The sequence below is a fragment of the Candidatus Pantoea edessiphila genome (assembly GCF_002933345.1).
Classification (GTDB): Bacteria; Pseudomonadota; Gammaproteobacteria; order Enterobacterales; family Enterobacteriaceae; genus Pantoea_C.
This window is the reverse complement of record NZ_PDKR01000001.1, coordinates 26,145-50,564: the sequence shown is the minus strand read 5'-3', so window position 1 is coordinate 50,564 and position 24,420 is coordinate 26,145. Positions and strand designations below refer to the sequence as shown.

The 24,420-nt window shown below is 26.6% G+C and carries 18 protein-coding genes, 3 tRNA genes and 1 pseudogene; 15 read left to right on the top strand and 7 right to left on the bottom strand.

The genetic code is table 11. From position 1 onward, the window contains the following. Positions 1-20: 20 nt before the first annotated feature. The 6 genes from odhB to sdhC are packed head-to-tail and all read right to left on the bottom strand — an operon-like array spanning position 21 to position 7,382. Positions 21-1,286: a 2-oxoglutarate dehydrogenase complex dihydrolipoyllysine-residue succinyltransferase gene (gene odhB, locus CRV09_RS00320; RefSeq protein WP_136132156.1), complete on the bottom strand. Its 1,266-nt coding sequence runs from the start codon at positions 1,284-1,286 to the stop codon at positions 21-23. A gap of 11 nt (positions 1,287-1,297) precedes the next feature. Then, entirely contained in the window at positions 1,298-4,111 is a 2,814-nt protein-coding gene (sucA, locus tag CRV09_RS00315; RefSeq protein WP_136132155.1) for a 2-oxoglutarate dehydrogenase E1 component, read from the bottom strand. Between the two features lie 50 nt (positions 4,112-4,161). Further along, the gene (locus CRV09_RS00310) at positions 4,162-4,881 is read right to left on the bottom strand and encodes a succinate dehydrogenase iron-sulfur subunit (protein ID WP_136132154.1); all 720 of its coding nucleotides are present in this window, start codon (positions 4,879-4,881) and stop codon (positions 4,162-4,164) included. A gap of 15 nt (positions 4,882-4,896) precedes the next feature. After that, complete coding sequence (gene sdhA, locus CRV09_RS00305) at positions 4,897-6,663, bottom strand: succinate dehydrogenase flavoprotein subunit (protein ID WP_136132153.1); 1,767 nt, start codon at positions 6,661-6,663, stop codon at positions 4,897-4,899. Further along, positions 6,664-7,011 (bottom strand): succinate dehydrogenase, hydrophobic membrane anchor protein, encoded by a 348-nt coding sequence (gene sdhD / locus CRV09_RS00300; protein WP_136132152.1) that lies wholly within the window; start codon positions 7,009-7,011, stop codon positions 6,664-6,666. It lies immediately after the preceding gene. Further along, the gene (sdhC, locus tag CRV09_RS00295; protein WP_136132151.1) at positions 7,005-7,382 is read right to left on the bottom strand and encodes a succinate dehydrogenase, cytochrome b556 subunit; all 378 of its coding nucleotides are present in this window, start codon (positions 7,380-7,382) and stop codon (positions 7,005-7,007) included. The genes sdhD and sdhC overlap by 7 nt, the downstream gene beginning before the upstream one ends. Before the next feature lie 435 nt (positions 7,383-7,817). Here sdhC and CRV09_RS03650 point away from each other — a divergent pair, with 435 nt between their 5' ends. From CRV09_RS03650 to fldA, 4 genes and pseudogenes are all read left to right on the top strand, one after another. Continuing rightward, the gene (locus CRV09_RS03650) at positions 7,818-8,018 is read left to right on the top strand and encodes a hypothetical protein (RefSeq protein WP_338419100.1); all 201 of its coding nucleotides are present in this window, start codon (positions 7,818-7,820) and stop codon (positions 8,016-8,018) included. A 115-nt stretch (positions 8,019-8,133) separates the two neighbouring features. After that, a pseudogene (locus CRV09_RS03645) lies at positions 8,134-8,619 on the top strand (citrate/2-methylcitrate synthase). A 141-nt stretch (positions 8,620-8,760) separates the two neighbouring features. Beyond that, positions 8,761-8,835 (top strand): hypothetical protein, encoded by a 75-nt coding sequence (locus CRV09_RS03670; protein WP_422386571.1) that lies wholly within the window; start codon positions 8,761-8,763, stop codon positions 8,833-8,835. 489 nt (positions 8,836-9,324) lie between these two features. Then, the gene (gene fldA / locus CRV09_RS00285; protein WP_136132150.1) at positions 9,325-9,840 is read left to right on the top strand and encodes a flavodoxin FldA; all 516 of its coding nucleotides are present in this window, start codon (positions 9,325-9,327) and stop codon (positions 9,838-9,840) included. 173 nt (positions 9,841-10,013) lie between these two features. Here fldA and glnS read toward each other — a convergent pair whose 3' ends face one another. Next, the gene (glnS, locus tag CRV09_RS00280) at positions 10,014-11,696 is read right to left on the bottom strand and encodes a glutamine--tRNA ligase (protein WP_136132149.1); all 1,683 of its coding nucleotides are present in this window, start codon (positions 11,694-11,696) and stop codon (positions 10,014-10,016) included. 992 nt (positions 11,697-12,688) lie between these two features. Here glnS and CRV09_RS00275 point away from each other — a divergent pair. The 11 genes from CRV09_RS00275 to rodA all read left to right on the top strand — a co-directional run bounded on the left by CRV09_RS00275 (position 12,689) and on the right by rodA (position 24,365). Further along, positions 12,689-12,762 (top strand) — tRNA-Met (locus CRV09_RS00275). A 5-nt stretch (positions 12,763-12,767) separates the two neighbouring features. Then, positions 12,768-12,851: transfer RNA gene (locus tag CRV09_RS00270), tRNA-Leu, on the top strand. A gap of 26 nt (positions 12,852-12,877) precedes the next feature. Then, a tRNA-Gln gene (locus tag CRV09_RS00265) sits at positions 12,878-12,949 on the top strand. Positions 12,950-13,517: 568 nt separating this feature from the next. Further along, positions 13,518-14,864, top strand: coding sequence for a tRNA (N6-isopentenyl adenosine(37)-C2)-methylthiotransferase MiaB (gene miaB / locus CRV09_RS00260; protein ID WP_136132148.1), 1,347 nt, complete (start codon positions 13,518-13,520; stop codon positions 14,862-14,864). A gap of 337 nt (positions 14,865-15,201) precedes the next feature. Continuing rightward, on the top strand, positions 15,202-15,657 hold the full coding sequence (gene ybeY, locus CRV09_RS00255; RefSeq protein WP_136132147.1) for an rRNA maturation RNase YbeY: 456 nt from the start codon (positions 15,202-15,204) through the stop codon (positions 15,655-15,657). Between the two features lie 343 nt (positions 15,658-16,000). Beyond that, entirely contained in the window at positions 16,001-18,607 is a 2,607-nt protein-coding gene (leuS, locus tag CRV09_RS00250; RefSeq protein ID WP_136132394.1) for a leucine--tRNA ligase, read from the top strand. A 38-nt stretch (positions 18,608-18,645) separates the two neighbouring features. Continuing rightward, positions 18,646-19,308, top strand: a complete 663-nt coding sequence (locus CRV09_RS00245) for an LPS-assembly lipoprotein LptE (RefSeq protein WP_136132146.1) — start codon at positions 18,646-18,648, stop codon at positions 19,306-19,308. Between the two features lie 21 nt (positions 19,309-19,329). Next, positions 19,330-20,370 (top strand): DNA polymerase III subunit delta, encoded by a 1,041-nt coding sequence (holA, locus tag CRV09_RS00240; protein ID WP_136132145.1) that lies wholly within the window; start codon positions 19,330-19,332, stop codon positions 20,368-20,370. Beyond that, on the top strand, positions 20,360-21,007 hold the full coding sequence (gene nadD / locus CRV09_RS00235) for a nicotinate-nucleotide adenylyltransferase (RefSeq protein WP_136132144.1): 648 nt from the start codon (positions 20,360-20,362) through the stop codon (positions 21,005-21,007). The genes holA and nadD overlap by 11 nt, the downstream gene beginning before the upstream one ends. A 337-nt stretch (positions 21,008-21,344) precedes the next feature. Continuing rightward, the gene (gene mrdA / locus CRV09_RS00230; RefSeq protein ID WP_136132143.1) at positions 21,345-23,189 is read left to right on the top strand and encodes a penicillin-binding protein 2; all 1,845 of its coding nucleotides are present in this window, start codon (positions 21,345-21,347) and stop codon (positions 23,187-23,189) included. Between the two features lie 48 nt (positions 23,190-23,237). After that, a complete protein-coding gene (gene rodA / locus CRV09_RS00225; protein ID WP_199733967.1) occupies positions 23,238-24,365 on the top strand; it encodes a rod shape-determining protein RodA in 1,128 nt (375 codons plus the stop codon). Positions 24,366-24,420: the final 55 nt, after the last annotated feature.

Here is a 24,420-nt window from a genome sequence, read left to right as displayed (position 1 = left end):
ATATCCAAGTAATATTATAATTATATATCCAGCAACAAACGTATTGGATCCTCTAGAGCTTCTTTTACTTTAACTAAACAACCAATAGACTCACGACCATCAATTAACCGATGATCATAAGATAAAGCTAAATACATCATTGGTAATATTACAATCTCACCTTGCAAGGCCATAGGTCGATCTTTAATAACATGCATACCTAAAATTGCACTCTGTGGTGGGTTTAAGATGGGTGTTGACATTAATGATCCAAATACACCACCATTAGTAATGGTAAAATTACCACCTATTAAGTCTTCTATTTTTAATTTACCATCCCGACCTTTAGTTGCTAGTTCTTTTATTTTTCTTTCAATATCTGCCATACTCATACTATCAACATTATTTAAAACTGGAGTAACTAATCCGCGAGGTGTTGATATAGCGATGCTGACATCAAAATAGTTATGATAGATTATATCATCATTATCAATGAAAGCATTGAGTTCTGGATATTTTTTTAGTGCTTCAACAACCGCTTTAACATAAAAGGACATAAAACCCAAACGAATTCCATGTTCTTTCTCAAAAAGATCACCATATTGGTTACGAATTTTTATAATTGGTTGCATGTTAACTTCATTAAATGTTGTTAACATAGCTGTATTATTTTTTGCTTCTATTAATCTTTCTGCAATGCGTTTTCTTAAACGTGTCATTGGGATACGTTCTTCAACACGATTAGCATTTGAAATAGAATCCTTAACTGTTGAATGTATATTTACATTTGTATTTTTTTGTTGATTTTCTATAATATTTTTGATGTCTTCAATATTAATGCGTTGATTAATATCCTTTCCTTTTATTTGAGAAATATCTAAATCATACTCCATAATTAACCTGCGAATTGATGGAGTTAATGCATTATTTTCTTTATCTTTTTCTTTTTTCTCAACTAAGATGTCTATTTTTTTATTTTGATCATTTCTATTATCTGTATCATTTCTATTATCTGTATCATTTCTATTATCTGTATCATTATTAATTATGACAGTTTCTTTATTAATAGTTTCTTTTAAATAACCAATAACTTGACGTGCTTTTACAACTGCACCTTTATCTTCTAAAATATTGGCAAGTATTCCGTCGGCAACTGCTGGAACTTCTATTATAACTTTATCAGTTTCGATTTCTACCAATACTTCATCAAAACTGACAATATCTCCTGGTTTTTTATGCCAAACTGCTATTGAAGCATCGCTAACTGATTCAGGTAAATCAGGAACAAGGATTTCCAAGTTACTCATTATCTTTCCTTTTAATTAACATCAATCAATGCTTTATTAATCAGATCTTTTTGTTGTTTAAGATGTGTGGAAATACAACCGACAGCAGGTGAAGCAGAGGGTGGACGACTTACATAATGAACTGTTGCATTAAATGGTATAATTTTACTAAAATAATGCTCAACATATAACCATGCACCTTGATTTAAAGGTTCTTCTTGACACCATATAAAATCCTTTACATGAGAATATGATTCTTTTAATAATTTTTTAAATGCATTGTACGGAAAGGGATAAAGTTGTTCAATACGTACTATAGCTATACTAATCTGTTTATTTTTGTTACGTTGTTCAATTAAATCAAAGTATACCTTACCAGAACAAATTATTACACGCTCTATTTTTTTTGGATTTAAATTATAAGTTTCATCGATTATTAATTGAAAATCCCCATTTGCCATTTCTTCTATTTTTGAAGTAACCAAAGGATGCCGTAGTAATGATTTTGGAGACATAACAATTAATGGACGACGCATCTTTCTTATAGATTGTCGTCGTATCATATGATACATTTGTGCTGGTGTAGAAGGAATACAAATCTGCATATTTTGTTCAGCACAAAGTTGTAAATATCTTTCAAGACGTGCAGAAGAATGTTCTGGACCTTGACCTTCATACCCGTGTGGTAATAACATAACAAGTCCCGACATACGACCCCATTTTTGTTCACCAGAACTTATAAATTGATCAATTACTACTTGTGCTCCATTTGCAAAATCTCCAAATTGAGCTTCCCAAATTGTTAAAACTTTCGGTTCAGTTATGGAGTAGCCATACTCAAATGCAAGAACAGCTTCTTCTGATAAAACAGAATCCCAAATGTTAAACTTTCCTTGATTATTACATATATGATTTAAAGGAACATAGGTAGATCCATCAATTTGATTATGAATAACTGCATGTCTATGAAAAAAAGTACCTCGACTGGAATCTTCTCCAGAAATACGTATTGAAATTCCTTGGTCAATTAATGAAGCATAGGCAAGATTTTCAGCAGCACCCCAATCAAAATTTCTTTTACCTTCTGCCATTTCTTTTCTATCATTGTAAACTTTAACTACTCTTTCTTGCATTTTTATTTCTGCAGGAATATAACTAATAAGATGGGCTAACTTTTGAAGATGGTTTACATCTATTTTTGATATATAATTCCCATCCCAATTATGATTTAGGTATGGAGACCAAATAGAAGAACGTGAATTATCAGTAAATAGATTTGGTATAATACATTCTCCTTTTTCAAGGCTAATACGATAAGAAATCATCATGTTATTGACATCATTTTCAGAAATAACTGCATTCTTAACCAAAAGATCTGTATACATTTTACGTATAGTAGGATGTTTTTTTATTTTTTCATACATTAATGGTTGAGTAACTGTTGGTTCATCAGCTTCATTATGTCCATGTCTTCTATAGCAAACTAAATCAATGAATATATCCCGCTTGAATTTTTTTCTATAATCTAAAGCTAGTCTTGTAATAAATAATACAGCTTCTACATCATCAGCATTAACATGAAAAATAGGCGCTAATATCATTTTACCAATATCTGAACAATATAGTGTTGAACGTGAATCTTTAGGATTGGATGTAGTAAAACCTATTTGGTTATTAATTATAATATGTAAAGTTCCACCTACCTCATAACCTCTTACTTGAGACATATTTAATGTTTCTTGAACAACTCCTTGACCAATTATAGCAGCATCACCATGAATCATAATTGGTAAAACTTCATTATTGTCATTTTCTTCCGATCTGTCTAATCTTGCACGTACTGAACCCATAATCACTGGGTTAATAATCTCAAGATGAGAAGGATTAAATGCTAATGTTAAGTGTAATAAACCATCTTTTGTTTTTATATCAGATGAAAATCCCATATGATATTTTACATCTCCTCCTCTAACTAAATTTTCTTCATATTTTCCAGAAAATTCGTTAAAGAGATCTTTTGGCTTTTTGCCTAAAATGTTAATTAACACGTTAAGACGACCACGATGTGCCATACCCAATACTATTTCTTTAATTTTATTTTTACCTGAACAACGAATTATTTCCCTTAACATCGGAATTAATACATCTCCACCTTCCAATGAAAAACGTTTTGCACCAGGAAATTTAGCACCTAAATATTTTTCTAAACCTTCTGCTGCAATTAAATCATTTAGAAAATCTTTTTTTTCTTTTTCATTAAATAGATTGCGATAGTTATTCGATTCAATTTTATCCTGAATCCAAAACTTTTCTTTAACATCATTAATATGCATATATTCCACACCAATAGAACCACAATATATATTTTTTAATTTATTTAAAAAATCAGATAGTTTTATTGGCTTTTTTTCATTGATGAAATAATTCAGATAAAGTTTTTCTTGAAAATCAGAATCTGTTAATTCATAAAAAGCAGGATCAAGATCAGGCACTAAATCTGGTTTATAAAAATCTAATGGATCTAAACTTGCATGCCTGTGACTATGAGATCGTATGGCATTAATTAATTGCATTATTTTGAATTGTTTATTACCGTTATTGTAAAGATTAGAATCATAATAACATTTATTTTTTACTAAACAACAACGCAGATAATTACGGATATTAGAATGTGATTTTTCAAGTTTTATTTCTATATCTGTTAATTTTTGAAATATTTTTCTCCATCCTGTATCAATAGATTCAGGATTTTTTAAAAAATCTTCATAGAGCTTCTCTATATAATGTTGGTCTATACTGACTAACCAAGACGATTCTAACCAAGATTTTATCGCTCTATTATGCATTATAATCCCTTAGATATTAACTTTTATTTAATTTACTATTATTAGTTTATTTAAGTTCTATTCTTTAACAACATTAATTTAATTTGATTAATAGCTCTTGTGGGATTCAATCCCTTTGGGCAAACACTAACACAATTCATAATGTTATGACAACGAAAAACACTAAAAGAATCATATAAATTATCAAGTCTTATATTTTTTTCTGTGTCTCTATTATCTACTAAAAAACGATAAAGGTTTAATAAACCAGCTGGGCCAATAAATTTATCTGGATTCCACCAAAATGAAGGACATGAAGTAGAACAACAAGCACAAAGAATACATTCATATAGTCCGTCTAATCGTTCACGTTCAGATGGAGATTGAAGATATTCACGCATCGGAGTATTTGGTTCATTATTTAATAAAAAAGGTTTTATTTTTTTATATTGATCATAAAACTGACTCATATCTACTACTAAATCACGTATAATTGGTAATCCAGGTAAAGGACGTATAATTATTCTTTTTTTTCTATTTTTTAATTTTGATAATGGAATAATACAAGCTAATCCATTTCTGCCATTGATATTCATCCCATCAGAACCGCATACTCCTTCCCGACATGAACGACGAAATGATAATGTTGGATCTTGTTGTTCTTTTAAAAAAATTAAAGCATCTAGCACCATCATATCACGGCCATCTTCTAGTTCAAGAGTATAATCCTGCATATATGGCTTTTTATTCACTTCTTTGTTATAGCGATAAATTGAAAACAAAAGCTTCATAACTATTCAACTCAATTAATAAGTGCGTACCTTTGGTGGAAAAGATTTGCGTAATTTAGGTTGCATATTAACTTTACGACGCATCATATTTTCAGTTTGTGGAAGGTAAATACTATGGCATAACCAATTTTTGTCATCTCGATCTGGAAAGTCAAAACGATTATGTGCACCTCGACTTTCAGTACGGTAGTTAGCAGCAATTGCAGTTGCATAAGCTGTTTCCATTAAATTATCTAATTCAAGACATTCAATGCGTTGTGTATTAAATTCTTTTGAATGATCATCTAATCTAACTAATTTTAATCTTTCTCTAATAATTTTTAATTCATTAATACCATATTCCATCGTTTTACCCTCTCTGAATACAGAAAAGTTATTTTGCATACAGTATTGAAGTGCTTTACGAATATCAATTGGATTTTCGCCTGTTTTATTTTTTTCCCAATAATTCAAACGCATCATTGCATTATCAATATCTTCTTTAGAAGCCTCACGTAATTCTCCTTGTTCTTCTATACTTTGCAATAAAAATAAACCAACTGCTCTACCGAACACTACTAGATCTAATAATGAATTACCTCCTAGGCGATTAGCACCATGTACTGATAAACAAGCAACTTCACCTACTGCAAATAAACCAGGAACAATAATATCTTGACCTTGTTCATTAACTTTTATTACTTGGCCAGTTATTTTTGTAGGGATACCACCCATCATATAATGACATGTTGGAACTACAGGAATAGGTATTTTCGTAGCATCAATATTAGCAAAAGTACGAGATAATTCAAGAATACCTGGTAATTGCGATTCAAGTATTTGTTTTCCTAAATGATCTAATTTTAGCTGCACATGAGGACCCCAAGGACCATCAAAACCACGATTTTCACGGATTTCTATCATAATTGATCTGGCTACTACGTCACGACTTGCAAGATCTTTAGAATTTGGTGCATAACGTTCCATAAAACGTTCACCATATTTATTTAAAAGATAGCCTCCTTCACCACGACAACCTTCTGTTACTAAAACTCCTGAACCAACTATACCTGTTGGATGAAACTGCCACATTTCCATATCTTGCAATGGAACTCCAACACGCAATGCCATACCAATTCCATCACCAGTGTTAATATATGCATTCGTTGTAGATTGAAATATACGACCTGCTCCTCCTGTTGCTAATATAGTAGCTCTAGCTTTAAAATAAACTATTTCACCAGTTTCTATTTTAATTGCAACACATCCAACTATAGCATTATCGTTGTTTTTTACTAAGTCTAATGCATACCATTCTGAAAAAATAGTAGTTTTATTTTTTAAGTTTTGCTGATATAAAGTATGTAATAAAGCATGACCAGTCCTATCAGCAGCAGCGGCAGTACGAGCTGCTTGCTCTTCTCCAAAGTTTTTTGATTGACCGCCGAAAGGACGTTGGTAAATACGTCCATCATCAAGACGTGAAAAAGGCAAACCCATATGTTCTAGCTCTAATATTGTTTCTGGACCATTTTTACACATATACTCAATTGCATCCTGATCACCTATATAATCAGAACCTTTTACAGTGTCATACATATGCCATTCCCAGTTATCTTTATGTATATTACCCAAAGTCACAGTAATACCACCTTGTGCAGAAACTGTATGGGAACGAGTAGGAAATACTTTTGATAATAAAGCACAACTTTGTCCTGCTTTAGTAATTTGAAGTGCAGCTCTCATACCAGCACCACCAGCACCTATTACAACAGCATCAAAATTTATAACTGGTAAATTCATTTATCCTCCACAAACTACAATAAATCCAAAAATAGCATATGATATTAAGAATAATATAATTATTGATTGTAGTATTAGACGTACAAATGCTAATTTGACGTAATCTGTTAATACTTGCCAAATACCAATCCAGCCATGGATAAGAACAGAAAATATCACTAACATAGTAAGTGTTTTGGTTATAATATTTTCAAAAAATTTATGCCAAGTATAATAATCTAGTTTATCTACATTAATGAAAAAACAACAAAGGTAAATTGCATATATAACTATAACAATTGCCGTTATACGTAATATAAACCAATCTATAGCACCATTACGGCTTAAAGCAGAAGGATAACTTACCATATAAAAACTCCTGCACATATAGAAAGGATAATAGTTATACCAAATATTACGTAAGTTGAGATAATACTATTACCTAGCGTTTCAGATAAAAAACTTAGATCTGTCAAAATATGACGAATGCCATTGGTTATATGATATATTAGAGATATAGAAATTAACCAAATAATAAATTTACAGAAAGAACTATTAAACAAAGATATAACATACTGAAAATTCTCTGGAGAAGAAAGAGATAAATTTAAAAACCATAATAAAATACCAAAAACAATCAATATCACTATACCAGAAATACGGTGTAAGATAGACGATATTGCTGTAACAGGAAAATGAATCGTTGATAGCTTTAAGTTAATAGGTCGTGATTTATTCATTGTTAATAATTTTAATTAAAAATCAATTCAATAATACTGATTATAATAATTATTTTAAAAAATTACTATTATTATAAAGGTATCATAATAATGATTACAATTCTTCGATAAAAATTTTTGAATATTTTTTAGATAAAATTGATAATGATCACTTTTTATCTGTCTTATTTAAAATAGTTGATATTCTTTATATTCATTTATAATTCATTATACAACCATATATATGTGTCAATAATAAATATTATTTAACAATAATAATTTACTTTATTAAGTAATATAATTATAAAATTAAATGTTTAATTAAATAATTTCCTCAATACATTATAATTATTCAAAATATGTGATTTTATAATCATTACTTTTTTAGTTTATGAGCATATCATAACATAACAATATTATATATTGTTATGTTAACAATTAAGGGGTCTATAACAAATGAATTATGAAAAAACAAAAATAACTATACATGATAAAAAACCAATTGAATTAAAAATATTAAAAGGAACATTAGGTCAAAATATTATTGATATTAGAATATTAAACTCTAAAGAATTACTTGCTTTCGATCCTGGATTTACTTCTACAGTTTCTTGCAAATCAAAAATTACTTTCATAAATGGAGATAAAGGTATTTGATTACATAGGGTCTTCCCTATAAGCTAATTAGCAACTGAATATAATTACCTAGAAGTGTGTTATATTTTGTTAAAGGGATATACACCTACAAAAAATAAATTTATAAATTTTCATTATGCCTTATACAATGATTCATGAACAAATAACGAGATTATTCAATTTATTTAGAAGATATTACCATCCTATGGCTGTTATGTGTGGTGTTACTGGAGCATTAGTAGCATTTAACGTAGAACGTCATCGTGAAATTGCATCTTTCAGTTTGTTGTCTAAAATGACAACAGTAGCTGCAATGTGTTATAAATATTCTATAGGTTAATAAATATCCTCATAATGATTTATCTTATGTGCTGGTAATTTCCTACAAATGATGTTTGCTACACTTTGTGAAACTTATAACATTAATCCTGTTTTAGAACGAGCTATGGATCGAATATTAATTCTTCATGCTGATCATAAACAAAATGCCTCTACATTAATAGTTAGCAGTGCAGGTTTAGGAGCAAATCCATTATTTGCTTGTATAGCAGGTATTGCTTCTCTTATAGGTGGTATGAGAACAAACACATTGGAACAAATGAAACTTGTTTGCATATGTTAGAAGAAATTAATAATGTTATTCGTATTCCAAAATTTATTAACAGTGTAAAAAATAAAAATGATTCTTTTTGTTTATGGTTTTTGGACGTCGCGTATATAAAAACTATGATCCATATTTTATAGAAAAAAGCTATATCCAAATGTGGATTTTTATTCTGGTATAATACTAAAAGCAATGGGTATTACCTCTTCGTTTTATATTTGCAATGGCTCGTAATGTTGATTAGATTGCGCATTAGAAAGAAATGTATGATGATAAAATTAAGATAGCTAGACTATGTCAGACTGAATATACTGAACGTAAATTTGTTTCTAAGTTAAATGATTTATGTTAAATGACTAACACTTTATAATACTTATTTAATATACTTTATTAATTGAATTATAGATACAATACTTTAGTAAGTTTATAGATTGATTAAATTTTTTAAAATATTTTAGATTGATTACCTTATTCTATAATTATTAAATTATCTTAATAAATTACAATTTAGCATTAAAATGTTTTATAAATTCATTTTAAAATTTATTATTCATTGATAATTTTATCATTTTTGATATCAATCATTTAAGATATGTTATTTTATATAATAACATAATTTATAATAGGATTTAACTGATCAAAACTCTATAGAATTTTGATCAAAAAATAACATATTAATTTATCGTTTATAAAAATTTTAAATCAATATTAGTAGAGGTTTTTATGAAAAATATAGGTATTTTTTTTGGTAGTGATACTGGCAATACAGAAAATGTTGCTCAAATAATTCAAAAAAAAATAGGTAATAATATTGCAAAAATTTATGATATAGCTGATAGTAGCAGAGAAGATTTAGAAATATTTGATATAATTTTATTAGGAAGCCCAACATGGTATTATGGAGAATTACAATGTGATTGGGAGGATTTTCTACCAATATTAAAAAAAATTAAATTCAATGGAAAAAATGTAGGTTTATTTGGTTGTGGAGATCAAGAAGATTATACAGAATATTTTTGTGATGCGATGGGTATCTTATATAACGTTGTTCTATCCAATGGAGCAAAAATTATAGGTCATTGGCCTACTAAAGGTTATAATTTTGAATCCTCAAAAGGACTAGTAAATAAAGATATTTTTTTAGGATTAGCTATTGATGAAGATCGTCAATCACATCTTACTAATGATAGAGTTAATAAATGGGTGAAACAAATTTTAAATGAATGTGGTCTTCTTTAAAATAAAATAGAAGTTCTAACTATATTGTTATTATTGATTAAATATTATAGTGGTAAATTTGATTTTTTAACTAAAGTATGTTTTTGATTATATCTATAAAAATATGTAAAGTCATGCTAATTGCTAATATTGATATATATTAATAAAATTAAAATGTTAATTTAATTTGGAAATTAAAATGATTTACTAGATAATTTTTCATAAGAATCACGTAAACTAACAATGCGATTGAATACTAAATGCGATTGATTAGAATAAACGCTATCTGCACAAAAATAACCTTCGCGTTCAAATTGATAAGGTTTGTTGGCTTTTGCGTTTTTAATACTTTGTTCAACATAACCATGTTTAATTTCTAGTGAATTTGGATTTATATTTGCAAGAAAATTTTTTTCTGAACTTGGATTTGGAATGTTAAATAAACGATTATATAAACGAAATTCAGCTGGCTGTGCATGTGCTTTTGATATCCAATGAATAATACCGTTATTTTTGTAACTTTTATCAATTACATTTTTGCTTAATGTATTTAGATCACATGTGCAATATATACAAATTATGTTTCCTTCTTTATCTTTGGTAATATAATCACAACGAATTATACAAGCATTACGCAAACGAACTTCTTTTCCAAGAATTAAACGTTTATAATTTTTAATATATTGTTCACGAAAATCAGCTTTATCAATCCAAATTGTATTACTAAACACTACTTCACGAGTACCCATTTCTGGCATATTGGGATGATTTTTCATTACAATGATTTTTTCATAATTCAACGGAAGATTTTGAATAATGATTTGAATTGGATCTAATACAGCCATTGCACGAGGTGCATTTCTATTAAGTTCATCACGAACACATGATTCTAGCAAACTCATTTCAATAATATTTTGTTGTTTAGTTACTCCGATACGATGACAGAATTCACAGATTGAAGCTGGTGTGTAACCTCTACGCCGTAAACCAGAGATTGTTGGCATACGAGGATCATCCCAACCTTCAACATATTTTTTATTTACTAATTGGCTTAATTTTCTTTTTGACGTAACTGAATACTCTAAATTTAATCTAGAATATTCGTACTGACTTGGATATATTGTAGAAATAGAAATATGTTTCAATATCCATTCATAAAGACGTCTATTATCTAAAAATTCTAATGTACATAATGAATGAGTAATTCCCTCCAAAGCATCAGATATACAATGAGCAAAATCATACATTGGATAAATACACCAATCATCACTAGTTTGATGATGTTTAAAAAATTTAATTCTATACAGTACTGGATCTCTCATTAAGATAAAATTAGAAGACATATCAATTTTAGCACGTAGACATGCTTTTCCTTCTTTAAAATAACCTTTTTTCATTTTGTCAAACAAAAATATATTTTCTTTTATAGATCTGTTACGATATGGACTGTTTACTCCAGGTTTACTCCAAACTCCGCGATATTCTTTAATTTCTTCTATTGTTAATTCATCTACATATGCAAGTCCTTTATTGATAAGTTCAATTGCATATTTATATATTTGATCAAAATAATTTGATGTGTATTTAATATCTCCGCTCCAAGTAAAACCTAACCACTTTATATCATTCTTTATGGATTCAATAAAATTACTATTTTCATTTACAGGATTTGTATCATCAAAACGTAAATTACATTTACCATTATAATCCTTTGCAATTCCGAAATTCAAACATATTGATTTTGCATGTCCAATATGAAGATAACCATTTGGTTCTGGTGGAAAACGAGTATGTATATTGTCATATTTACCAATTGCTAAATCCTCATCTATAATATGACGAATAAAATTCATAACTTGGTATTTGTTTTGTTTCATTTTTTTAATTCCCTCAATTATAGTAAATAAAATAATAAGAATATAAATTATTAAAATAATTAGTAATATAAATCAAAAATTTTATTTAACTATTAGAGATAATTTATATATGTAAATTCAACGCAATTATACATATTATTTTGTAATTATAAAAAACTTAAATTAATATTATTAGAGCAACTATATTGTAATTTAGTTATCTTAACTGAAATATTTGATTTTTTTTAAAAAATTGAAATAAATAATATAAAAATTGTATTGAATTTAATATTGTTCATATTATGAGATTCTAAATAGTGTGATTTACAATTATCTAATGATGAAATACCAGACATTAATAATGTTGTCAATCTCAGATCTATTATGATAGAAGATAAATGTATTTCATATCTAAATATTAAACATATTTAACTCGTTAAACTAAATTATTAGGGATTATTTTATAATCCTATAATTTATTATTATTAGGAATACAATCAATGTAAGATAAAATATAAACTTATATTTACAAATATTCTATTATAAAGTTAATAAAATAAATTACACGTGTTAAAAAAATAGTTGAAAAATAACCGAAAATTACTCCTAAATGAATTATGAGATTATATTTTTTTATGTAATTACATAATTATAGAATAAATACAGAAATAATTATTATAGTTTTGTTCTACTTTAACAAGTATTTGCATTATAAGATCTTGAAATTAATAATTTAAAATTATGGATTATATAATACAAAAAATATTGTCAGCTAGCTAACTAATTAAATAAAGAGATTATTTCTAATATTTATTAGAAATGAGTATAATCAGTTATATATTAATTTCTATATTTAATTCCTAATTCCTATATTAGTTTTATATTTTAATTTAAAGTTTTTTCTTGAATATCCTTTAAATTTAATAAGATTAAAGTCATTATAAAAAAATTAGTTGACGATATATGATTAACTTATCATAATAATAGTTGAATTAATTTGCTATATGCAAAATAGCTACGTAGCTTAGTTGGTTAGAGCACAGCACTCATAACGCTGGGGTCACGGGTTCAATTCCCGTCGTAGCTACTATTGCGGAAGTGGCGAAATGGGTAGACGCACCAGATTTAGATTCTGGCACCTCTATTGGTATACGAGTTCAAATCTCGTCTTCCGCATTCCATTCAGATGCGGGTGAATCAGATGGGGTATAGCCAAGCGGTAAGGCACCGGTTTTTGATACCGGCATTCCCTGGTTCGAATCCAGGTACCCCAGCTAAAAAACTAATCTTTAAGATTATTATATCATTCAATTTTTATAATTAAGATATATTGGGTTTATTTATCGATTTATTATTGATAAACGTTAAATGAATCTTTTCTCATTTTATGAAATTTTTATTTGAAAGAGCTTTTTCATATTCGATGATTTCTAAAGATATATATAAATTATATTTTTACTTTTATTAAATAGTTTATTAATAATAATTTCATTTTCGTTTTATATCAGAACATTTTAGATAAAATTTATATTCGTATATAATCTATATATTTATTTTTCTGAAACTATTAATAAATAAATATTTAATGTATATTTATATTTTACAAAATTTTAAATATTATAATTAATTTATAATGATTTTTACTTAATATTGAAACTTATTTAAGATTTAAAGTATTATGTATTAAATATTATTAAAAGTCGAAAATAATTTTGATTTTAATTAATGTAAAATAAAGTAATTATTATTAATATATGTATAATGATAATGAAAATTTAATCAATCATATTAAATATGATTGATTATTTATATAATAGAGTGTTTAACTCTAAGAGTTTATAAATGAAAAAAATATATATTAAAACTTGGGGCTGTCAGATGAATGAATATGATTCATCTAAAATTATCAATTTATTAAAACAATCTCATGGTTATATTTTGACAAAAGAAGCTGAAAATGCAGATATTTTGTTATTGAATACCTGTTCTGTTAGAGAAAAAGCACAAGAAAAAGTTTTTCACCAATTGGGAAGATGGAAAAATTTTAAAAAAAACAATACTGATTTAATTATCGGCGTTGGTGGATGTGTAGCATCACAGGAAGGTGAATATATTATAGAACGTGCACCTTACGTAGATATAGTTTTTGGTCCACAAACACTACATCGTCTTCCTGAAATGATTAACAGATCTTATAATATAAAAAATCCAATTATAGATATTAGCTTTCCAAAACTAGAAAAATTTGATAGATTTTCTAGTGCTATTGCAGATAAGCCTACTGCTTTTGTTTCTATTATGGAAGGTTGTAATAAATATTGCACTTTTTGTATAGTACCTTATACTCGAGGCGAAGAAGTAAGTCGTTCTAGCAATGAAATATTATTAGAAATTTCTCAGCTAGCATCACAAGGGGTAAGAGAAATTACTTTATTAGGGCAAAATGTAAATGCATACCGAGGATTAAATTCTGAAGGGCAGATATGTACACTAGCTAATTTATTACGTCTTGTTGCAAAAATTCAAGGAATAGATCGCATTCGTTTTATTACTAGTCATCCAATTGAATTTAATGATGAGTTAATTGAAGTTTATAAAGATATTCCTAATTTAGTAAGTTTTTTACATTTACCTGTACAAAGTGGTTCTGATCGTATACTTAAATTGATGAAACGTTCACATACTGCATTAGATTATAAATCTATCATTAATAAATTAATTCAAGTACGTCCAAATATTCAAATAAGCTCGGATTTTATTGTTGGTTTTCCTGGTGAAACAGTCTGTGATTTTAATGAAACTATCAACTTTATCAAAGATATAAACTTTGATATGAGTTTTAGTTTTCTATATTCTCCTAGACCAGGTACACCTGCAACTTATTTACCTGATGAAGTAAAAGAAGAAGAAAAAAAACGAAGGCTTTATTTACTTCAAGATCTTATTAATAAACAAGCTAAATATTGGAGTGATCGTATGGTTGGCACTATACAACGTGTTTTAGTGGATGGATTTTCACGTACAGATACCAAAGAAATATCAGGAAAGACGGAAAATAATCGTGTAGTCACGTTTAAAGGATCATATAATAACATTGGCAAATTTGTTGATGTAAGAATTACAGGTAATAATTTTAATTATTTAAAAGGTAAATTACTCAAGACTGAAGATGAAATAAATTTTTCATAAATATAAAATATTACTAAAATAATAATTTATTAGCACAATAAAAAAGTAGAAAAAATTGTTAATAATTCTTCTCCTAAGAAACTAATAAAATTACCAGCAAATATATTAATAAATGTGTATATTTGTTTGAATTTTCATTAAGTAATAAATTAGAATAATTTAAATAAAATGCGTATCTTCAATAAGATATAATCATATTAGTCTTTTATTAATAATTATATATTTTTAATTAATTCATATTTTTATAAAAAATATGAAATTTTAGAAACTAGTTGTTAGTTTATTATAAATAAAACATTAGTAATTAATGTATATTAATTTTTTGAAAAATAAATAAATGAGAGAAATCATAGTAGATTTACAAATTGCTTGTAGAGAAGTTAATAACATACCTAATATATTAAACTTTAAAAATTGGATAGAAAAAATATTAATTTATTTTCACAAAAAAAGTGAAATTACTATTCGTTTAGTAGATGAAGAAGAAAGTCGTAATCTTAATCTAAGATATAGAGGAAAAAATAAGTCTACAAATATTCTTTCATTTCCTTTTGAACAACCTACAAATATTAAGTTATCTTTATTAGGTGATTTAGTTATTTGTTTCCCATTAATTGAAAGAGAAGCAATAGAACAAGGAAAAAATATTGAACTTCATTTAGTACACATGTTAGTTCATGGCGTACTTCATTTGCTTGGATACACGCATAATACAGAAAATGAGACTAACTTAATGGAATGTCTAGAAATCAAGATAATGTCTATCCTTGATTATCCTAATCCATACAAATAAAACATCATTTTAGATAAAGAGAATAGATTAGTTTAAATCCAGATGATAATAGTCAACAAAAACAAATTTTACAAACTATACTCAATTATTCTTAAAATAAAATGTCTTGTTGAATTTTTTATATTTTAAATAAACAAACCTATTTTAGGTTTTAAGTTCTTTCAAAATAAATAAACAATTTTGTTGTATTAAATATAATAAATTATTATATATTTTCAAGTAAAGTTTTAATAACATATTCTTTATGTTTTTAGTATTATTAATAAAATAATAAAATTGTTATAATAAAGATAAAAATATATTATTGCAGTCGGTTATAAATTAAGGATCACTGTAAGTGTTTATGAAAAAAGAATACCATCCTAAAGATATTGAATTTAAAGTTCAAAGTATTTGGGATGAAAATAAAATTTTTAATGTAACTGAGAATAAAAATAAAGAAAAATATTATTGTTTATCTATGATACCTTATCCTTCTGGTCATATACATATGGGACATGTTCGTAATTATACTATTGGAGATGTAATTACAAGATATCAACGTTTACTTGGAAAAAATGTATTGCAACCAATTGGATGGGATGCATTTGGACTACCAGCTGAAAATGCTGCAATTAAAAACAATACTATTCCTGCGATTTGGACTTATAAAAATATAGCTTATATGAAAAAACAGCTAAAATCTTTAGGTTTTAGCTATGACTGGAATCGAGAAATAACTACTTGTCGACCAGAATATTATTACTGGGAACAATTATTTTTTATAAAACTTTATAATAAAGGTCTAGTGTATAAGAAACTATCAGAAGTAAATTGGTGTAATCAAGACCAAACTGTATTAGCTAACGAACAAGTTATTAATGGTCGTTGTTGGCGTTGTGATACTCCAGTTAAACGTAAAGAAATTTCACAATGGTTTATGAAAATCACTGATTATGCAGAAGAACTATTAAGAGATTTAGATCTTTTAGAAGATTGGCCTGAAAAAGTAAAAACTATGCAACGTAATTGGATTGGACGTTCTGAAGGTTTAGAAATTATTTTTCAAATAGCCAATAATAATAACATTAAGGATAAAATAATAGTATATACTACACGTCCAGATACTATTTTTGGAGTAACTTATATTAATTTATCTTTAAATCATCCATTAACTTTAAAAATTTCTAAAAATGATATTTCAATTTCTAATTTCATCAAGGAATGCAGAAATACTAATATTTCTGCAACTAATATAGCAAAGAGAAAAAAGAAAGGAGTCATTACGAATTTAATGGCAATTCATCCATTAACTAGTGAACTTATCCAAGTTTGGATATCAAATTTTATCCTTTCAGAATATGGTACAGGTGCCATAATGTCTGTTCCGGCCCATAATAATGATGACTGGGAATTTGCTAAAATATATAATTTGCCTATAAAATCAGTCATTTTAAATAATGACGGTAGTGAGCCAAATGTTAATAAATCAGCAATGATAGAAAAAGGTGTATTATTTAATTCAGGAAAATTTAATGGATTAAATCATAAAGATGCAATTAATATTGTATCTGAAGAATTAATATCAAAAAAAATTGGAATACGTAAAATATATTATCGTCTTCGTGATTGGAATATTTCACGTCAACGTTATTGGGGTACGCCAATTCCAATGGCAACATTAAAAGACGGAACTTTAGTTCCAATTCCTAAAGATCAATTACCGGTTATATTACCTGAAGATATTGTTATGGATGGTATTATTAGTCCAATAAAAACAAATAAAGAATGGGCTAAAATTAAAATAAATAATCAAGTTGCGTTTCGAGAAACTGATACTTTTGACACTTTTATGGAATCTTCATGGTATTATGCACGTTATACCTCACCTGGCTATACTAAAGATATTATAGATTCTGTAGAAGCCAATTACTGGTTGCCAGTAGATCAATATATAGGAGGTATAGAACATGCTATAATGCATTTGATGTATTTTCGTTTTTATCATAAATTATTACGAGATGCTGGTTTTTTAAATTCCAATGAACCTGTAAAGCGTCTTCTTTGTCAAGGTATGGTATTATCTGATTCTTTTTATTACGTAGATAACAATGGTAATCGCAATTGGATATCTCCATTAGATGTAATTGTAAAACGTAATAAATTAGGTGAAATTATAAATGCTATTGATAAAAAGGGACGTCTATTAGTTTATGATGGAATGAATAAAATGTCTAAATCTAAAAATAATGGAATTGACCCTCAAAAAATAATTAGTTGTTACGGTGCTGACACGTTACGTTTGTTCATAATGTTTGCTGCTCCAGTAGAAATGACATTACAATGGCAAGAATCTGGTATTATTGGAGCACATAGATTCTTAAAGCGTTTTTGGAATTTAGCATTTGAACATATAAGTAACTTAAGTATAGCTCCATTAGTTTTATCCAATCTTAATAATAAACAAAAAAATTTATTAGAAATGTTGAATAAAACAATTATTAAGGTAACTGAGGACATTGATCGCCGTAGATCCTTTAATACAGCTATTGCGGCTATTATGAAATTAATGAATAAAACAATTCTCGCTCCTAAAGAGAGTGAACAAGATAAAGCATTAAGACAAGAAATATTGCTAGTTTTAACACGTTTGCTTTATCCTTTCACTCCTCATATTTGTTATGTTATATGGCAAAATCTAGTAGGGGATAAAAATATCAGTATAGACGAAGCGTCTTGGCCAGTTCCTAATAATTATAGGAATGAAACTATTAATGATTCATTTTTAATAGTTGTACAAGTAAATGGAAAATTACGAGATAAATTAGTAATTACAGACATTAATCTTACAAAAGAACAGGTAGAACATGTTGCTATTCAACGATATGCAGTTGCAAAATATGTTAATGGAGTTACTATTAGAAAAGTAATATATATACCAGGAAAAGTAATAAATTTCGTAACTAATTAAACAACTAATTTTGTTAATAATTAAAATAGGGAAATAACATGAAAAATATTTTTTATAAGTTATTAATTATATTGATAACATTTACAACAACAGGTTGTAATTTTAAGTTACCTAAGATTTTTCATGCTCCACATGGATTTAGGGATGTAATTATTTATAAAGACAAAGATCATAGCCCTATTTCACCTTATATTTATAAAGGGTTAGCTTCTAATCATATTAGAATAGTTAAGGATACTGAACAAAATCGTGCTAACTTCCCTGTACTATATTTTATTCACCCACAAAAACAAAACTATCCTCTTCTAGAAATTCTTAAGCAAAAGAAATTAACAACAAAAAATTGTAAATTTAAATTAGAGACATCAGTAGATTTAAAATTACCAAAGCATAAAATATTTAAAATAAAAACTTATAGTTATCATTCATTATGTGAGTATATTGGAACTATTGATACAAAAAATAATGAAAAATATAACAAATTAATTGATGATGTAGGGCAACAAGCTGCTGATAAGTTTTTAAATGAGTTATTCTATCAGTATAGCTCAAAAGTTAAAATTAAAAGAATTGTATTAAATCCGTCAAATCATAATAGGGGATCAAATTATAAATATTATAATCGTAAATTTTTAAGTTCTAATAATAATAATAGACAGAAAAGGATAATACCTAGAAGATTAAATAAGAGATTTAGATAGAAGATTAAATAAGAGATTTAGATGATCAAAATTTATGCTCAACAACTTAGCACTCAACTTCATAAGAAATTACATAATTGCTATATATTAATAGGGAATGAACCATCTTTAATAAATGAAAGTGCTAATTTAATAAATACAATAGCTAAAAAAAATGGTTTTGGAGAAAGTTTTTATTTTATAATAGATAATAGTACTAATTGGATTAATTTATTTATAATTTGTAATTCATTGAGTTTATTTAATACTAAAAAAGTTATTAATTTACAATTCAATGAATTTAGTCAAAATGAATTAATAACAAAACAGCTAAATGTACTATCTAAGTTATTACATCCTGAAATTTTATTTATTTATCGTATAGGAAAACTAAATAAAAATGATGAAAGTAGTATTTGGTTTAAAATAATTTCTAGATGTGGTATATCAGTTTTATGTTGGAAATTAGAACTGAATAATTTATACAAATGGGTAGAAATTCGTGCTAAAGATATGAAATTATCTATAGATGATAATTCAATAAAGTTACTTTGTCATTACTATGAGGGTAATTTATCAGCATTAACTCAAACTATGAAAATGTTATGTTTGCAGTGGCCTGACAGGAAATTAACTTTATCTAGAGTTAAATTATCAATAAGTAAAACACAATGTTTTTCTTCTATTGTTTGGGTTAATGCTTTATTAGAAGGCAATATTATTCGTGCAATAAAGATTTTAAATGAGTTAGAACGAAGCAATAATGAAGCAATTCTTTTACTTAATACTTTACAACGTGATATATTAATATTGGTAAAATTGCATTATTATCAACAAAAACAAAAACCTTTATGTGTTGTTATGGATAATTGTAATGTATGGAAACAAAGACGTTACTTGTTTAAGTATGCTTTAAAAAGATTGGATACTACTAATTTACAAACAATAATACATTTATTGATCAAAGTAGAAACTTCAATAAAGCAAAACTATACTAAGATAGTTTGGTTGCAATTTGAAATGTTGTCATTTTTATTATGCAATAGTAATATGTTGCCTATTGACTTTTATCGTGTCTTGTAAAATACGAACCATATTTGGAGGGACCTTTGATCCTATTCATTTTGGTCATTTATATACAGCAAAGATATTAGCTACTAAGCTTCGTTTAGAACGCATATTTTTATTGCCTAATTGTAATCCACCTCATCGTTTATTACCAGAAGCTAATGCAATACAACGCATTAATATGATAAGATATGCTATTGAAAGAGAACCATTATTTAAAATTGATTCTCGTGAATTACAATATGAAACACCTTCATGGACTGTTTCTACTTTAGAAAATATACGTACAGAATTTGGTAATAATCAATCTATTGCTTTTATAATTGGTTATGATTCTTTATTAAATTTAAATAAATGGTATCGTTGGCAGGATATCCTCTCTTTATGTCATTTATTAGTATGTAAGCGTCGCTATTATAAATTAAGTAATGAAAAAAAAGAAAGATTTTTTTGGATAAATAAGTACGTTATTCAAGATATAAAAAATTTATATTTAAAACCATCAGGATATATATGGTTAGCCGATACTCCTTTTTTTAATATTTCATCTAGCGAAATCAGAATACTTTTTAAGCAAAATAAACCATGTAATAACTTACTTCCACAAGTTGTTATTGATTATATTTTAAAATATGGGTTATATAAAAAATAAATTTAGTATTAGACGAGATTATTTATTAAAATTAAAGAAAAGCATTGGTTTTTATTTTATAAAATAATATTTAATAATCAAAATTTATATTATATTTGATATCTAATTAAAAACTGCTAGTTAGCATTTTACTTAACATTAAAATTAATTTTTAATTAGCAAAAAAGAATATATACTGAAATAGTATCGGTACTTGTATCCCTGTTAGGAATATATTTATTCACTAATATAAATAAATGAAATAAACTGGGATATTGTTAAAAGTAAAAATAATTATTAATTATTTAATATACTATTTTATATACAACGTTATTTATCAATTTAATTATATATTAACATGAATTTTAATAATCGTAACAACGGGAAAAATATTTCTATACGAAGAATATTAATTGGTTTTTCCTTTATTCTAATAGTGCTTTGTGTAATATTGGTAAATATATATTATTTACAAGTAATAAATTTTAAAGAATATACAATACAAGCAAAAAAAAATTATGTTAAATTAATTCCAATTGAACCTAGTAGAGGAACTATATATGATTGTAATGGTATAGCTTTAGCAATTAATCGAAATTCTTATAAAATACAATTTATATTAAAAAAGATTCATGATTTAAATAAAACATTTTTAAATTTAAGTAAGATTTTCGATTTAACAGATAGTGATTTTAAAAATTTAAAAAAAGAACTTATAAAAGGTTTTAATGTTATTGATATTCCTCTCGGATCTCAAGTAAATATAACTAAACTTGCTAAATTTACGGCAAATAAACATCTTTTTCCCGGAGTAAGAATAAAAAAATATCAAATTCGTTATTATCCTTTTGGTAAAACACTATCTCATATTATAGGTTATATATCAAATATTAATAATAAAGATATCAATAATTTAACTAAAATTAAAAAAAGAGATAACTATTTAGGCACTAAAAATATCGGTAAGCTAGGAATTGAAGCTTATTATGAAGATGTATTACATGGAAATATTGGTTATAGAAAAATTAAAATTAATAGCCGTGGTTATAAACTTAGAGAATTACGTAAAAAACCGCCAATATCAGGTAATGATATATACCTTACTATAGATTTAAAATTACAACAATATATCGAAAAGATAGTTGCAAATAAAGGTCGTATTGCTGTAATAGCAAGTAATCCTAAAACTGGTGCAATATTAGCTATGGTTTCTATTCCTAGTTTTAATGCAAATTTATTTGTAAAGGGCATTTCTAATAAAGATTATAATATATTATTAAAAGATAAAAATTTTCCTTTATATAACCGTGTAATTCAAGCTATTTATCCTCCTGCATCTACAGTCAAACCATATATGGCACTTACAGCACTTAATGCTGGAATAATTAGTAGTGATACTACCATATTTGATCCAGGTTGGTGGAAATTACCAGGTTCTAAAAAATATTACCGTGATTGGAAAAAATCAGGTCATGGATACTTGGACGTAATAAAGTCTATAGAGGAATCTTCTGATACTTTTTTTTATCAAGTCTCATATAATATGGGCATTGATTATATCAATGAATGGATGACAAAATTTGGTTTTGGTAAACATACTGGTATTGATTTGTTTCAAGAAAATATAGGAAACATGCCAACACGTAAATGGAAAGTAGATAATTTTCAAAAACCATGGTATAAAGGTGATACAGTTCCAATTGGAATTGGACAAGGTTACTGGACTTCTACTCCATTACAAATGAATAAAGCATTGATGACTTTGATAAATAATGGAATTGTTAAGATTCCACATATTCTTCATTTTATTACTGATATAAATTCCAATATCCTTTATAACAAACCATTTACAAAAAATGCAATCACTTCCAATTCCAAATATTGGAATATAGTTAAATATGGAATGTATGGTGTGGCTAATCATGTAAACGGAACTGCATATCATAATTTTGCAAATGCTCCTTATAAAGTAGCAGCAAAGTCTGGTACTGCTCAAGTATTCGGATTAAAAAAAAGTGAAATTTACAATTCATATAAAATCCAAGAAAATTTACGTGATCATAAGTTAATGAATGCATATGCTCCTTATGATAAACCACGTATAGCGGTGACAATTATTATGGAAAATAGTAATAATAATCATAAAATAGGATTAGTTATGCGCAAAATTTTAGATTATTATTTAATTAATAAGAGTAAATAAATTAATTAAAGACTATGTTTACAACAAAATCTTTACGGAAAGATCAATATGTCAATCAGAGCATTTAATAATAAATTCAACGTAAATTCAATTTGGATGCGTATTCATATTGATCCATTATTTATGTTTACAATGGTTCCTTTATTAATTTATGGAATAATTATTGTATGGAGTGCTAGTAATCAGAATATAGGAATTACAGAGAAAAAAATCATTCAAGTTATAGTTGGTTTAACGACTATGATATTATTAGCTCAACTACCACCTAAAATTTATGAAAAATATGCTTATTATCTCTATATAATATGTGTGATTTTATTAGTAGTTGTAGATGTTTATGGTCAAATAAGCAAAGGATCACAACGTTGGTTAGATTTAGGAATATTACGGTTTCAACCATCAGAAATTGCTAAGATAGTTGTTCCATTAGCAATCACCAGATTTATCAATAATGATTTCAAACCGATAACAATAAGACGTATATTTGCTGCCTTAATTTTTATATTAATACCAACTTTATTAATAGCAATACAACCTGATTTAGGGACATCTATTTTAGTAGCTATATCGGGACTACTTGTATTGTTTATTTCTGGCATAAATTGGAAGTTAATTATTATAACATTATTTTTAATAATTTTATTTAGTCCTATTCTGTGGTTTTTTTTAATGCAAGATTATCAACGTGAACGTATAATTATGCTACTACATCCAAATAGTGATCCTTTAGGAGCTGGATATCACATTATGCAATCTAAAATAGCTATTGGTTCTGGTGGTTTATATGGAAAAGGTTTTCTTTTAGGTACTCAATCACAATTAAAATTTTTACCAGAAAGACATACTGATTTTATTTTTGCAGTTATAGCAGAAGAACTAGGCCTAATAGGTATAGTATTTTTATTTTTGTTATATTTACTCTTAATCATAAGAGGTTTAATTTTAGCATTACGTGCTTCAAGTTCTTTTGGTTGTGTAATAATAAGTACTTTAATATTAGTTTTATTTATATACATAATCATTAACGTAAGTATGGTTAGTGGTGTTTTACCAGTAGTTGGCATACCATTACCTATGATAAGTTATGGAGGATCATCATTAGTCGTACTTATGGCTGGATTTGGGATTATGATGTCTATTGACACGCATAAAAAAATATTAAGTTACTATATTTAAGTTTATTATAAATATTTATAATTCATAACTTAAGTTTTATATATTTTTACAAAAA

What these genes read in the sequence shown, in the direction of transcription:
- odhB (WP_136132156.1), bottom strand. Translation starts at nt 1,286, where the DNA reads ATGAGTAACTTGGAAATCCTTGTTCCTGATTTACCTGAATCAGTTAGC.
- sucA (WP_136132155.1), bottom strand. Translation starts at nt 4,111, where the DNA reads ATGCATAATAGAGCGATAAAATCTTGGTTAGAATCGTCTTGGTTAGTC.
- CRV09_RS00310 (WP_136132154.1), bottom strand. Translation starts at nt 4,881, where the DNA reads ATGAAGCTTTTGTTTTCAATTTATCGCTATAACAAAGAAGTGAATAAA.
- sdhA (WP_136132153.1), bottom strand. Translation starts at nt 6,663, where the DNA reads ATGAATTTACCAGTTATAAATTTTGATGCTGTTGTAATAGGTGCTGGT.
- sdhD (WP_136132152.1), bottom strand. Translation starts at nt 7,011, where the DNA reads ATGGTAAGTTATCCTTCTGCTTTAAGCCGTAATGGTGCTATAGATTGG.
- sdhC (WP_136132151.1), bottom strand. Translation starts at nt 7,382, where the DNA reads ATGAATAAATCACGACCTATTAACTTAAAGCTATCAACGATTCATTTT.
- CRV09_RS03650 (WP_338419100.1), top strand. Translation starts at nt 7,818, where the DNA reads ATGAATTATGAAAAAACAAAAATAACTATACATGATAAAAAACCAATT.
- fldA (WP_136132150.1), top strand. Translation starts at nt 9,325, where the DNA reads ATGAAAAATATAGGTATTTTTTTTGGTAGTGATACTGGCAATACAGAA.
- glnS (WP_136132149.1), bottom strand. Translation starts at nt 11,696, where the DNA reads ATGAAACAAAACAAATACCAAGTTATGAATTTTATTCGTCATATTATA.
- miaB (WP_136132148.1), top strand. Translation starts at nt 13,518, where the DNA reads ATGAAAAAAATATATATTAAAACTTGGGGCTGTCAGATGAATGAATAT.
- ybeY (WP_136132147.1), top strand. Translation starts at nt 15,202, where the DNA reads ATGAGAGAAATCATAGTAGATTTACAAATTGCTTGTAGAGAAGTTAAT.
- leuS (WP_136132394.1), top strand. Translation starts at nt 16,001, where the DNA reads ATGAAAAAAGAATACCATCCTAAAGATATTGAATTTAAAGTTCAAAGT.
- CRV09_RS00245 (WP_136132146.1), top strand. Translation starts at nt 18,646, where the DNA reads ATGAAAAATATTTTTTATAAGTTATTAATTATATTGATAACATTTACA.
- holA (WP_136132145.1), top strand. Translation starts at nt 19,330, where the DNA reads ATGATCAAAATTTATGCTCAACAACTTAGCACTCAACTTCATAAGAAA.
- mrdA (WP_136132143.1), top strand. Translation starts at nt 21,345, where the DNA reads ATGAATTTTAATAATCGTAACAACGGGAAAAATATTTCTATACGAAGA.
- rodA (WP_199733967.1), top strand. Translation starts at nt 23,238, where the DNA reads ATGTCAATCAGAGCATTTAATAATAAATTCAACGTAAATTCAATTTGG.